This is a genomic window from Leucobacter sp. CX87, assembly GCF_018682295.1.
In the GTDB taxonomy this organism is placed as follows: domain Bacteria; phylum Actinomycetota; class Actinomycetes; order Actinomycetales; family Microbacteriaceae; genus Cx-87.
Genome location: NZ_JAFIRI010000005.1, coordinates 35729 through 48748, shown reverse-complemented (window position 1 = coordinate 48748; position 13020 = coordinate 35729). Strand labels below are relative to the sequence as shown.

At 67.3% G+C, this 13020-nt stretch carries 12 protein-coding genes and 1 tRNA gene; 6 read left to right on the top strand and 7 right to left on the bottom strand.

Features of this window, described 5'->3' with window-relative positions; all coding sequences use genetic code 11:
* Positions 1–443: 443 nt before the first annotated feature.
* The 4 genes from KOE53_RS07425 to KOE53_RS07410 form a co-directional block, all read right to left on the bottom strand.
* Entirely contained in the window at positions 444–2153 is a 1710-nt protein-coding gene (locus KOE53_RS07425) for a long-chain-fatty-acid--CoA ligase (RefSeq protein WP_188058239.1), read from the bottom strand.
* Between the two features lie 102 nt (positions 2154–2255).
* A complete protein-coding gene (gene nusG, locus KOE53_RS07420; protein ID WP_188045565.1) occupies positions 2256–3104 on the bottom strand; it encodes a transcription termination/antitermination protein NusG in 849 nt (282 codons plus the stop codon).
* A 70-nt stretch (positions 3105–3174) separates the two neighbouring features.
* On the bottom strand, positions 3175–3450 hold the full coding sequence (gene secE, locus KOE53_RS07415) for a preprotein translocase subunit SecE (RefSeq protein WP_241095458.1): 276 nt from the start codon (positions 3448–3450) through the stop codon (positions 3175–3177).
* A gap of 49 nt (positions 3451–3499) precedes the next feature.
* Positions 3500–3575, bottom strand: a tRNA-Trp gene (locus KOE53_RS07410).
* Positions 3576–3848: 273 nt separating this feature from the next.
* Between KOE53_RS07410 and KOE53_RS07405 the strand changes: the two genes are divergently transcribed.
* From KOE53_RS07405 to KOE53_RS13835, 5 genes are all read left to right on the top strand, one after another.
* Positions 3849–5051, top strand: a complete 1203-nt coding sequence (locus KOE53_RS07405) for a pyridoxal phosphate-dependent aminotransferase (protein WP_188057982.1) — start codon at positions 3849–3851, stop codon at positions 5049–5051.
* 164 nt (positions 5052–5215) lie between these two features.
* Positions 5216–5512: a hypothetical protein gene (locus KOE53_RS07400; protein WP_188057981.1), complete on the top strand. Its 297-nt coding sequence runs from the start codon at positions 5216–5218 to the stop codon at positions 5510–5512.
* A complete protein-coding gene (locus tag KOE53_RS07395; protein ID WP_188045561.1) occupies positions 5509–5799 on the top strand; it encodes a hypothetical protein in 291 nt (96 codons plus the stop codon). The genes KOE53_RS07400 and KOE53_RS07395 overlap by 4 nt, the downstream gene beginning before the upstream one ends.
* Positions 5796–6125: a hypothetical protein gene (locus tag KOE53_RS07390; RefSeq protein WP_188057980.1), complete on the top strand. Its 330-nt coding sequence runs from the start codon at positions 5796–5798 to the stop codon at positions 6123–6125. Before KOE53_RS07395 ends, KOE53_RS07390 begins: the two co-directional genes overlap by 4 nt.
* Entirely contained in the window at positions 6122–7348 is a 1227-nt protein-coding gene (locus KOE53_RS13835; RefSeq protein WP_188045559.1) for a C2 family cysteine protease, read from the top strand. The genes KOE53_RS07390 and KOE53_RS13835 overlap by 4 nt, the downstream gene beginning before the upstream one ends.
* A gap of 64 nt (positions 7349–7412) precedes the next feature.
* Here KOE53_RS13835 and KOE53_RS07380 read toward each other — a convergent pair whose 3' ends face one another.
* The 3 genes from KOE53_RS07380 to KOE53_RS07370 all read right to left on the bottom strand — a co-directional run bounded on the left by KOE53_RS07380 (position 7413) and on the right by KOE53_RS07370 (position 10979).
* Entirely contained in the window at positions 7413–7838 is a 426-nt protein-coding gene (locus tag KOE53_RS07380) for a GNAT family acetyltransferase (protein WP_188045558.1), read from the bottom strand.
* Positions 7839–8013: 175 nt separating this feature from the next.
* Positions 8014–9411: an aspartate aminotransferase family protein gene (locus KOE53_RS07375; protein ID WP_188045557.1), complete on the bottom strand. Its 1398-nt coding sequence runs from the start codon at positions 9409–9411 to the stop codon at positions 8014–8016.
* An 83-nt stretch (positions 9412–9494) separates the two neighbouring features.
* Positions 9495–10979, bottom strand: a complete 1485-nt coding sequence (locus tag KOE53_RS07370) for a CoA-acylating methylmalonate-semialdehyde dehydrogenase (RefSeq protein ID WP_188045556.1) — start codon at positions 10977–10979, stop codon at positions 9495–9497.
* 237 nt (positions 10980–11216) lie between these two features.
* Between KOE53_RS07370 and KOE53_RS07365 the strand changes: the two genes are divergently transcribed.
* Positions 11217–12902, top strand: a complete 1686-nt coding sequence (locus tag KOE53_RS07365) for a PucR family transcriptional regulator (RefSeq protein WP_188057979.1) — start codon at positions 11217–11219, stop codon at positions 12900–12902.
* Positions 12903–13020: the final 118 nt, after the last annotated feature.

Below are 13020 nucleotides of genomic sequence, written 5' to 3'. Positions count from 1 at the left end.
TTGCCTTCTGACGTGCGTTACTCGAGGTCACCGATCTGGAAAGTGAGGAGCGTGGCGTTGCGGACCTATTCTTGAATCTCGCGCTTCCCAAGGTGCGCTGCGCACGCTCGCCCAGCGCACAATGCTCAGCGCCGGCCCCGGCCTCAACGCCTTCCTCGGCAAATTGGTCAGGCAACTTCAGGACAGTCATTGTGGACGCAGCCATCCGAGTGATGATCAGGACGTCCACGTTGCATTCAGTGGCAAGTGACCGGAGAAGCGTCCACTTTGCGAACCCGGCCCGAAATGCCTGAGGCAGAGTCCACGCCCCAACCGCTACCTCACCGCGGCAGACAAGTCGGGGCAGAGGAATGAGATTTCACACAGCCCCCGCTCAGAACGGCGCAGAAGGCACTCAGCGACGAATCATCCCTGCCACACAGCGTGCCCAGTCGACTTCACTCTCACACCGCGCGCTCCGCAAGCAACAGGTCGCGGACCGAGCGGCGCAGCACCTTGCCGACGAGCGAACGCGGCAGCTCGTCGACGACACTGATGCGGCGCGGCACCTTGTATGCAGTCAGGCCATCGCGGCAGAACTCGCGAAGCGCCGCCGGGTCGAAGGTCGCACCGTCCCGCAGTTGCACCGCGGCGACGACTTCTTCGCCGCCGGCGGCGCGCGGCAGCCCAACGACCGCGGCGTCGCGGACGTCCGGGTGACGCATGAGCATGTCTTCGACTTCCGAGGGCGACACGTTGAATCCGCCGGTGATGATGAGTTCCTTGATCCGGTCGACCACGGTTACAAACCCGTCGTCGGAGACTCGCACGATGTCGCCCGTGCGCAACCACCCGCCGGGCAGCAGCGTCGCGGCAGTCTCAGACGGGAGCCGCCAATAGCCCTGGAAGACCTGCGGTCCACGGACGAGCAGCTCGCCCTCCTCGCCGGCCGGGCGGTCGATCTCGGGCTGATCCGGATCAACCACACGAATGTCGGTGCTCGGGAACGGGACCCCGACGGTGCCGGGGCGCCGCGACGGGCCCATCGGGTTGCCGAGCGCGATCGGCGCGCTCTCGGTCATCCCGTACCCCTCGACGAGCAGCCCGCCGGTCACACTCTCCCAGCGGTCGACCGTGGCGGTCGGCAGGCTCATCGCACCGGAGATTGCAAAACGTATGCCGCGCAGGGCATCTGCGGCACCCTCCCCAGCGCGACGCGCGAGCTGATCGTAGATCGGGGGCACCGCCGGAAGGAACGTCGGCGGGGAATGCTTCGCGGCAGCGAAGACCAGGCCCGTGTCGAACTTCGGGAACAGCACGAGACGCGCACCGATGCTCATCGCGAACGTCAGACAAAGCGTCATGCCGTAGGCGTGGAACAGGGGCAGGATCCCGTAGAAGACCTCTTCGCCCTCGCGCAGACCGGGCACCCAGGCCCGACCCTGCATGGCGTTTGCGCGCAAGTTCCGGTGCGTCAGGATCGCGCCCTTGGGGGATCCGGTCGTGCCGCTCGTGTACTGGAGCAGGGCGACATCGCTGATCTTCGGGCGAGGGTAACGCTTCGACAGCGCCCGGCCGCCCGTCACCCGATCCCAATCAAGCACACCCTTGGCGGTCACGCGCTGGGTGAGGGCATCGCGGGCGGCGCGGGCCTTTGCGATGGGCAGGCGCAGCGCGAGCCGCTTGCCGAACGGGAGGGCGCGGGTGAGGTTCACCGCGATGACGTGGCGGGGGCGGATATCGCTCGGCATCTCCGCGACCGTGTCGGCCACCGCATCCCAGACGATGGCGACGGTCGCGCCGTGGTCCTCGAACTGGTGCCGCAGCTCGCGCGCGGTGTACAAGGGGTTGTGCTCGACCACAATGGCGCCGAGACGCAGCACCGCGTAGAAGGCGACGACATGCTGCGGTGCGTTCGGCAGCACGAGTGCGACCCGGTCCCCCGCGCGCACCCCGAGTCGCTTGAGGCCACCAGCCGCCCGCGCGATCTGCTCGCCAAGCTCGCGATAGCTCGTCTCATTCCGGAAGAACTCGAGGGCCACCTTCGGGCCGAAGCGAGCGACCGCGTCGTCGATCATGTCGACGAGCGTCTCGGTGGGCTCAGCAATGTCGTGCGGCACACCCTCCGCGTAGTGCGCCAGCCATGGTCGTGCTTCGTACGGATTCACGGTGATCCCTTCCACCTACGGCAGTCTACGCGCGGGGGAAGAAGTCCCCGGAATACACCAATGGCCCGCCCGGAGAACCGGGCGGGCCATTGAAACGTTGGTGTGTCGCTAGACCATCTTCGAGACCTGGTCGAAGCTGAGCTCGACCGGGGTCTCACGCTCGAAGAGCGAGACGAGGACGGTGAGCTTGCCAGCCGCCGGGTTGATCTCGCTGATCGTGCCGGGCAGGCCCTCGAAGGAGCCGGACTTGATGGTGATGGTCTCGCCGACCTCGAAGTCGATCTCGGCGGGGCCCTGCGCCTTGGCATCGCCAGCAACGCCGGCCTTGCCACCCGCGGCGTTCGGCTCGAGCTCAACGGTGCTCTTCAGCATCTCGAAGGCCTCGCTAAAGCGCAGCGGCACGGGGTTGTGGGCGTTGCCCACGAAGCCGGTGACACCGGGGGTGTGGCGGACGACTGACCAGGAGTTCTCGTTCAGCTCCATGCGGACGAGCACGTAGCCGGGGATCCGGACTCGCGTGACCATCTTGCGCTGGCCGTTCTTGACCTCCATGACCTCTTCCATGGGGACCTGGATCTCGTAGATATCCTCGATCGCCCCCATCGTCTCGCGACGGTTCCAGAGGTTCGACTTCACCTTGCGCTCGTAGCCGGCGTAGCTGTGTACGACGTACCACTTGCCGGGAGCCATGCGCAGTTCGCGCTTGAACTTCGCGTAGGGATCCTCGACGGGCTCTTCGCCCGCCAGCGCCTCGTCGACCGCGATCTCAGCGTCGACCGCATCGGTGACTACGCTCTCAGCGCTTGCTTCAGCCTCGGCGCCTACCGAATCAGCGCCAGTCTCAACCGAATCAGTCTCGGCCGAATCGGCGTCGACGGCATCCGCATCGGTGGACTGTACGAGCGCGTCAAGCGCCGCGTCAAGGTCGGCCTCGGAGGAATTCATATCTTCGGTCATGTGAATCTCTTTGCTCTCTGTACGAATCGATCGGGGTCGTGGCGATGGGCGGGGTCATCCGCCCGATCGGTTAGACCTGCGGCGCCCCGAAGACGAACACGACGAGCCAGCCGAACAGCTGGTCGAGCGCCCACACCAGCGCCATCATGATGACCACGAAGGCCAGCACAACGAGCGTGTAGTTGATGAGCTCCTTGCGGGTCGGTGTCGTGACCTTCTTGAGCTCCGCAATTACCTGCTGGATGAACAGAACAACGCGACCGAACCACGTCTTCTTCGCGGCACGGTCGGTCTTGGCCTGCTCGACAAGCCCGTTGCCGGTCTCCTCGATTTCACTGCCACTCACGCGCATTTGTCCTTTCAAGGCCCCGGTTGTACGTACCTGCACCGGGGAGTGGCAGGGCGGACAGGACTCGAACCTGCAACCTGCGGTTTTGGAGACCGCTGCTCTACCAATTGAGCCACCACCCTACAGAAGCTAACCCTGCCCTCGCCCTCTTCGCCGCTTCCCCAGAAATGGAGAAAATGACACAGAAAAGTCTGGGTAGAAATCAACTACCGGGACGAGTCTACGGGAAGATTCGCCGCATGTCTAACTGGGCCAACTCCGCCGTGCGGCTTTGCGGAAGGCGGAGCCGGGGCTCGCTGTCTGCCGCAGGCGTGCCCCACAAACCGTCCGGCAGGCAGGCCTTGTTCGTGCAAGCCGACCCAGTTGCGGCATACAAAGCGGCTTAGACTAGAGGGGTGAATCAGCTCCCTCGTCTCTCCCAGAAAATCGGCGCAATTGCCGAGTCCGCGACCCTCAAGGTCGACGGCAAAGCAAAGGCACTCCAGGCCGAAGGCCGTCTCGTCATCAGCTATGCCGCTGGCGAGCCGAACTTCGCGACCCCGGCGCACATCGTTGACGCCGCCCGTGCCGCGCTCGATGATCCCAAGAATTTCCGTTACACCGCGGCTGTGGGCCTCCCCGAGCTGCGAGAGGCGATCGCCGCGAAGACGCTGCGTGACTCGGGTCTCGAGGTCTCGCCCAGCCAGATCATCGTGACCAATGGCGGCAAACAAGCCGTCTACCAGTCATTCCAGGCACTGATCGACCCGGGCGATGAGGTGCTGCTGCCCAGCCCCTACTGGACCACCTACCCCGAGGCGATCCAGCTGGCCGGTGGCGTCTCGGTCGAGGTCTTTGCCGGCGCCGACCAGGGCTACAAGGTCACGGTCGATCAGCTTGAGGCCGCCCGCACCGAGAAGACGAAGGTGCTGCTGTTCGTCTCGCCGTCCAACCCGACCGGCGCTGTGTATTCCCCCGAAGAAACCCGCGCCATCGGCGAGTGGGCACTCGAGAAGGGCCTCTGGGTCATCTCCGACGAGATCTACCAGAATCTGACCTACGACGGCGTGCGCGCCATCTCGATCGTCGAGGCCGTCCCCGCCATCGCCGACCGCACCATTCTCGTCAACGGCGTCGCCAAGACGTACGCGATGACCGGCTGGCGCCTCGGCTGGATGATCGGCCCGTCCGACATCATCAAGGGCGCTGCGAACCTGCAGTCTCACCTCACCTCGAACGTCAACAACATCGCGCAGCGCGCGGCGATCGCGGCCCTGAACGGCTCGCAAGAGCCGATCGAGCAGATGCGTCTCGCGTTCGATCGCCGCCGCAAGGTGATCGTGGCCGAGCTGAACAAGGTTCCGGGCTTCAACTGCCCGACGCCCGAGGGCGCGTTCTACGCGTACGTCGACGTCACCGCGGCGCTCGGCAAGACCTACCGCGGTGTCACGCCGACGACGTCGCTCGAGCTCGCCGATCTCATCCTCTCCGAGGTTGAGGTCGCGGCGGTTCCCGGCGAGGCCTTTGGACCGTCCGGCTACCTGCGCTTCAGCTACGCCCTCGCCGACGACGCGCTGCTCGAGGGGATCCAGCGCATTCAGGCGCTGTTCGCCGAGTAGCTCTCGTTCGCCAGACGGCCCGTCCAGTGCGCATTGCGCTGGGCGGGCCGTCTGCGTTTCACCCGCACCTGGCCCGGCAGGATCCTGCGAGCAATGCCGAGCGCACGAAGTGTCGGGAGCGCACGCTATCGTGGGGATCACCGCATCGCTTTTTGGGGAGGACGATGATGACCATCGCTATCGACGCCGACGACATGCAGATGTTGCGCGGGCGCCTCCGGGATGCCGCCGGCAAGATTGCTGACGCGGTGCCCCAAATGCCAGGAAGTGCCGCATTCGGGCCGGCCGTATTGGGCGCAGCGGTGGTGTCGTTTGAGTCGGCGATGCGCCAGCAGGCGGACGAGCTCCAGGAGCGCTGGTCGAAGCTCGAGACTGGCGTCCGCGAAACCTACGACGATATGAGCAAGGTCGAGTCGGACATCATCGCTAAGCTGCAGCGCGTCGAGGGACGGCCCGAATGAGCGCCGCCCCCGAGCTCCTCCGTCAGGGCGCCCAGCGCCTCGGCAAGTCCTGCTCGATCGGGTTCATCGGTTCGACGTTGCGCACGACGGACGCTGGCGGCGGACTCGCCGCGCGGCTCGGCATTTCCGGCCCCGACGGCCGGAAGACGGTCGAACTCGCGGCGGGCGAGACCGCTCCGCTTCCCGCGGGCGGGACGCTGCGGGTGCTCGAAATTTTCTTGAGCCCCGATGGCACCAAGGCGGCGGCCGCGATCGAGGTCCACGAGGGCGCGGAGCCAAGCGCATGAGCCGTGGCCGGAGGGTCGGCATCATCGTCGGTGCCCTCATCATCGCTGGTGCGGCGATCTGCGCCATCGTCTTCGGCGTCGTCGGCATCTCGCAGACCGTGACGGCTGGCACGCAACCCCGGGTGTGCGGGGTCACCCTTGGCGTGACCTCTTCCGATCAGGGCGTGCGCTTGCTGGGCGCCTCAGACGCCACGCTGGTTCCCGGGGACCGCGTGCGCGTAGGCCCGATGTGCGTCGTGGAGGTCATCAGCATCGACGACTCCGGCGTGAACCCCGATGCCGACGGTGGCGGGGCACGCGTGCAGCTGAAGTGGAGACTGTGGTGAGCGGATTCGGCGACCCGGGCGCCGTAATGGCGGCGGCGGACGACCTCCTGCGGGCTTCCTCTGCGGCGGCGGACGCTCAGGGCCTCGCGAAGCGAGCTCGGCCCGAGGTGTGGATGGGCGAGGCCGCCGATGCGTTCACCACCTCGGCAACGAAGACCATCGCGCCCGCACGGCGTCTTGAGGACGCGCTCCGCGCTGCCAGCGGCACGCTGAGCCGGTATGCGGCGGCGCAGCGCGAGGCGCAATCGAGCTACGAGCATGCGCAGGCCGACTTCGATCGTTCGGCGCGGGCAGTACGCAGCAACCCCCTCGATATCCCGGCGGCCCTCAATCTCGTGCAATCTCGCCTCGCCGCGTTTGGCGCGCTCGGCCGACTGCAGGAGGCAGCTTCAATCGCGGCGGGCGAGCTGCGGGCGGCGAGCGGCGAGGACCGGGCAGACCGGCCCTGGTGGGACCCGTTCGGGTGGTTCAACGATGAGGACGACCCGGACGAACGGGTCTCCGAGAGCATCATGGACGACGACGCGTTCGACGCGGAGGACGTGTCGCAGGGCAGCATCGGCGACTGCTTCATGCTGAGCTCGATCGTCTCGCTGCTGAGCTCGGACGGCGGTGACGAGTTCATCCGCGAGAACGTGCGCTGGGACGCGGACAAGGGCGGGTTCTGGGTCACGCTGTACTCCAACGGTGAACCCGAGGAGGTCTTTGTCGAGCACGTCTTCGACAACGGCGCGCGGCAGAATGACTGGCAGTGGCTGATCTTCGGCGGCGACAAGCCGTCGATTGCGGCGCTCTACGAGTCCGCGCTGCGAGAGAAGTACGGATACAGCTTCCTAGACGGCGGCGTCCCCTCCGAGGCGATGGAGTACATCACCGGCAAGGACGTCGACGAGATCAGTACTTCTGATTACTCGGGTCTGTCATCTTCGGACTTCGAGGAACTGCGCGAGGTCGTGAACGACGGCGGCCAGGTTGTGTTGTCGTCGCCGCGCGGCGGGGAACACCAGATCACGGTCGAAGCCCCGGACGGGAGCACCCGCGAGGTCGAGATCGTGACGGGCCACGCATATGCCGTCTCCCGCATAGACGCCGACGGCAGCGTCTGGGTGCGCAACCCCTGGGGACCGGGCAACAGCGCCGACGGTGGCGGCGAGTTCCGCGTCAGCGCCGACGACGCCACGGAACTATTCTGGCGGGCGGCGTCGACGAACGTCACCGAATAGCCGGGTGGGCCCGGTGCGCCGAGTGCGCGCTGCGCCGGGCAGGATCCTGCCTGAGGGTGCAGAGTTAGAGGTCTGAGATCAGGCGCTTGCCAAGCACGAGCACCTCGTCCTCGTCGTAGCCGAGGCCTTCGTACATCGCGGTGACCTCCGTGTTGTCGCGCCGGACCATGAGCATCACCTTGGGGCAGCCGCGCGCCTCGAGCAGGCGCTCGGCCTCGGCGATGAGGGCGGTCGCGACGCCCCGGCGCCGGGCAACGCCCGCGACTGCGAGGTAGTAGAGCCAGCCGCGGTGCCCGTCGGTGCCGGCCATCACTGAGCCGATGAGCGTGCGGTCAGCGATGTCTTCCGCGACGAGGAAGAGCTCCGGCTGCTCGGCGAGCTTGCGCTCAATATCGCGCGCCGGGTCGTTCCAGGGACGGGTGAGCTGCGCCTCGTGCCACAAAGCGACCACGGCGTCGGTGTCTGCGGGCTGAAACTGGCGAATCTGCATGGGGACATTCTGCCAGCTGTGCGCTAGCCGGAGCTCGGTCGTCTGCGACCGCGCGACCGCGCGCCCAAGCCGCTCGACGGGCGGCAATCGGGAAGAACTGGGGACGCCAGGATCCTGCCCCTACGAAAACGGGCCCGCCCCAAAATGGGAGCGGGCCCGAAAACGGGAGCGGCGACTACTTGCGGAGCGCTGCAGCCTCAGCATCGGCCACGTCGAGCGCGGCGTCGATGATGTCGAGGCCCGTGATGAGGTCCTCTTCCGAGATGATCAGCGGAGGCGCGATCTGCAGGCGGTTGCCCGCAGCGAACGGCCAGAGGCCGGCAGCCTTGCAGGCCGCGACGACGCGGTTGAACGGGGCAGCAGCCTCGCCCGCGGCGTTGAACGGGACCAGCGGCTCGCGGGTCTCGCGGTCTACGACGAGCTCGAGCGCCCAGAACAGGCCCTTGCCGCGAACCTCGCCGATCGACGGGTGCTTCTCAGCCATCGCCTCGAGGCGGGGGCGCACGACGCGCTCGCCCAGGTCGCGCACGCGCTCCAGGATCTGCTCTTCTTCGAAGATGTCGAAGGTCGCGACGCCCGCAGCACAGGCCAGCGGGTGGCCCGAGTAGGTGAGTCCGCCGGGGAACGACTTCTGGTCGAAGGTGTTGTGGATCGCCTCGGAGATCACGACGCCGCCGAGGGGCACGTAGCCCGAGTTGACGCCCTTCGCGAAGGTGATGAGGTCGGGAGCCACGTTAAAGCCCTGGAACGCGAACCACTCGCCGGTGCGGCCGAAGCCGGCCATGACCTCGTCGCAGATCAGCAGGATGCCGAACTCGTCGCACAGTGCGCGGACGCCCTCGAGGTAGCCCGGGGTCGGGATCAGGATGCCGTTGGTGCCGGTGACCGACTCGAGGATGATCGCGGCGATGGTGCTGGCACCCTCGAGCACGATGGTGGAGCGCAGGTGTGCGAGCGCGCGCTCGGTCTCCTGCTCCGGGGTCTCCGCGTAAAAGGCCGAACGGTACGGGTAGGGGCCCGTGAAGTGCACGACACCCGAGTCGAGGGTGCCGTTCGCCCAGCGGCGCGGCTCACCCGTGAGGGTAATCGCGGTGCCGGTTGAGCCGTGGTACGAGCGGTAGCGGGCAAGCACCTTGTGCTTGCCCGTGTGGTGGCGGGCCATGCGGACCGCGTACTCGACGGCGTCAGCGCCGCCGTTGGTGAAGAACACCGAGCGGGCGCCCTCGAACGACTTCTCCACGATGCGCTTGGCGAGCTCGCCGCGCACGTCGTTGCCGAGAGCGGGCTGGATGGTCGCGAGGCGACCGGCCTGCTCCTGGATCGCCTTGACGAGGCCGGGGTGCTGGTGGCCGAGGTTCAGGTTGACGAGCTGAGACGAGAAGTCGAGGTACTCGGTGCCGTCGTAGTCCCAGAATCGCACGCCCTCACCCTTGGCGATGGGCAGCGTGTTGAGCGTGCCCTGCGCCGACCACGAGTGGAAGACGTACTGCTTGTCGTTCTCGCGCACCTCGCGCTGCGCGTCGTTGTCACCGAAGGTCTGCTCGGCGCCGTAAAGGTCGATGTAGTCAGCCATATCGAGCTGTCCTTTCAAGTTGATGGGGAGACACCCGCGGGCTGTGCGGCATCAATGCCGCACAGCCCACAGTTGCTCAGTAGTTAGTTGTTGGCGGGGAAGCCCAGGTCGACGCGCGACTGGTCAGGCTTCGGCCAGCGCGTCGTAACGACCTTGCTGCGCGTGTAGAAGTTGATCGACTCGGGACCGTAGATGTGGGTGTCGCCGAACAGCGAGTCCTTCCAGCCACCGAACGAGAACGATCCCACCGGAACGGGGATCGGCACGTTGATGCCGACCATGCCGGCCTCAACCTCGTACTCGAACTTGCGCGCCACGGCACCGTCACGGGTGAAGATGCCCGTGCCATTGCCGAACTGGTGGGAGTTGATGAGCTCGAGGCCCTCTTCGAAGGTGTCAACGCGGACGACCGCGAGGACCGGGCCGAAGATCTCGTCCAGGTACACCTTGCTGTCGGTCTTCACGTGGTCGATCAGCGAGATACCCGTGAAGAAGCCGTTGCCCTCGAACTTCTTGTCGCGGCCGTCGAGGACGACAACGCCACCCTCGGCCTCGGCGCCAGCGACGTAGGACTCGACGCGAGCCTTCGCCTCAGCGGTGATGAGCGGGCCCATCTCCGACTTCGGGTCGGTGCCGTCACCGATCTCGAGCTTCTCGACGCGCTCGACGATCTTCGAGACGAGCTCGTCGCCCACGCCACCAACGGCGACGACAACCGAGATCGCCATGCAACGCTCGCCGGCCGAGCCGTAGGCTGCCGAAACAACGTTGTCGGCGGTGTTGTCGAGGTCTGCGTCGGGCATGACCATCGCGTGGTTCTTTGCGCCGCCGAGAGCCTGGACGCGCTTGCCGTTCGCCGCAGCGGTCTCGTAGATGTAGCGAGCGATCGGGGTCGAGCCGACGAAGCTGATCGCCTTGACGTTCTTGTGCGTGAGCAGCGTGTCAACGGCAACCTTGTCGCCGTGCACGACGTTCAGCACGCCGTCGGGCAGGCCAGCCTCGCGGAACAGATCCGCCAGGAAGACCGAGGCGGAGGGATCGCGCTCGGAGGGCTTGAGCACGACGGTGTTACCGCAGGCGATCGCGCTGGCGATCATCCACAGGGGCACCATGACGGGGAAGTTGAAGGGGGTGATCGCCGCGACGACGCCCACCGGCTGCTTGATCGAGTGCACGTCGATACCGGTCGATACGTTCTCGTCGCGCTCGCCCTTGAGCAGGTGCAGCAGACCCGATGCGAACTCGACGTTCTCGAGGCCACGGGCGATCTCGCCGGCAGCGTCCGAGAGGACCTTGCCGTGCTCGCTCGTCACGATTGCGGCGAGCTCGGGGGTGCGCTGCTTGAGCAGCTGGCGCAGGTTGAAGAAGACGTCGGCGCGCTTCGTCAGGCTCGTGTTGCGCCACATCGGGAGGGCAGCGTGTGCCGCGGCGATGGCCAGCTCGACGGTCTCAACCGAAGCGATGCCCAGCTCGTGCTGCTGCTCACCCGTTGCCGGGTTGTAAACGGGCTGGATGCGCTCTGCAGCGTCAATCTTTTCGCCGCCGATGACGTGGGGGATACGTGCCATGTGCCGATCCACTCCCTCTCTTGTACTCACTGATGGTGACTCTTGCGGGAGGTTCCCGCTGCCGGATGCCTTCGCGCACGCAAAGTGTACGAAGTCAGAATCCCGGTGATGTTGCTAGTATTGCAGCGAACACCGGCCCCGGAGCCGGTCAGAGCATCGGCACTTTCTCCGATTGACAGACAGACTGTCTGGCCACTGGATCCTGCCGCACGCGCCGCACGCAGCAGAGGAATTGCGATGATTGATCTGGACAAGCACGCCCCGCTTCCCACGGTGCGCGAGGTGCTCGCGCTGCCCGAGTTCGCCGCGGGCGAGCCGACGCTGATCGCGGGCGGGACCGGCCTCGATGCCCCCGTGCGTTGGGCGCACGTCGCCGCCGGCGAGGGCGTCGCGTCGCTGCTGGACGGTGGCGAGCTGATCCTGACGACGGGCGCGGGTTGGCCACAGGATCCTGCCGCTCGTGCCGCACTGTTTGCGGGTCTGCTCGACGCTGGCGTCGCCGCCATCGTGCTCGAGATTAGCCGCCACCTCGACGCGGCCCCCGACCTGCTCGTCGAGGCGTGCGAGGAGCGTGGCGTCCCCCTGATTGTGCTTGCGCGCGAGGTGCGCTTCGTGCAGATCACGCAGCGTGTGCACCGCCTCATCCTCGCCGGGCAGAGCGAGGCGTTGCAGGCGCGCGCTACCGTGCACGCCATGCTGACCGAGCTCGGCCTCAACCGCAGCCCCGTCGACTACGTCATTGAGCGTCTCGCCGAGGCCATCGGCGCGCCCGTCGTGCTCGAGAACTCGGCGCACGACGTCATCGCGTGGTCGAGCCCGTCGCTCGGCGACGATCCCGAAGAGGTGCTCGCAGCCTGGGCGCCCCGGCCGGCGGGCGGCGTTCTGCTGCCCGAAGGATGGGAACAGGTGCCGGTCGAGGCACGCGGCACGCGTTGGGGCGCTCTGACCGCCCTGCCCGGGCCGGCGCACCCCGCGGGGCGCCGCACCGTGCTCGAACTCGGCGCATTCGCGCTCGCCCTCGGACGCCTCGCCGACACCGACGCTGACCAGTGGGTGCGCTTCAGCTCGAAGCAGCTTGTCGAGCGGCTGCTCGCCGGACGGTACCGTCGCGACACCGAGCTCGCCGTGCAGCTCGCGGCGGGCGGGCTGCCGGTCGAGGATCGGACGCTCGTCGGGGTCACCCTGCGCGGCACCGGCGACTTCGGCTCGCACGGCTCGCTCGAGCGCGCCGTGCTCGAGACCGCGCTGCGCCGCTCGATCGCGCCCGAGGGCCGGGCCATCATCGCCGCGGACGACGGCGTCGAGGGGTCAGACGCCGGCGCTGACTCGGCAGGATCCGGGCAGGTCTTGCTCGCCCTGCTCTCGTTCCCGCTCGGCGACCCGCGCATTGATCCTGCCGCCGATCAGGGCGCGGCCCCTCCCCTGGCCAGCCGCCTGGCCCGCGAGCTCGAGATGCTCGTGCCCACGACCGTGCCCGCCGGCTGGCGCGCGCACCTCGCGATCGGCATTCCGGATCGCGGCGTTCGCGGGCTCGTCACCTCCCTCGAACGCGTGCGGGCGGCGGGGCGGCTCGAGGCCGCCGCTCGCGTCGGACGCGTGACGGTGCAGCAGGCGGCGAGGCAGCCGCTCGCCTACCTCGTCCGCGGGTTCTCTGGCTCCCCCGAGCTCCAGGAGTTCGTCACCGAAACCCTCGGGCCTGTGCTCGACTACGACCGCACGCGCGCGGGCGACCTCGTCCGCGTGCTGGCCGCCTACACCGAGCACCCGACGAACCGTTCGCTTGCGGCTCAGCAGTCACGGCTGTCACGCTCGGTGTTCTACCAGCGGCTCGCCCTGATCGAGGACCTGCTCGGGGTCGACCTCGCCGACGGCACCACGATCGCGACGCTCACTGTCGCGCTGATCGCCGCGAAGGAGCGGTAGGGCGGACCCTGCGGGGCAGCACAAACCACTGCCGTCACACGCCCGGACCAGGGCCGAACACGAGTCCGCGGGTCACTCATAGTTACGGGCGGGTGACGCCGCGGGTGACGCCTTTGGT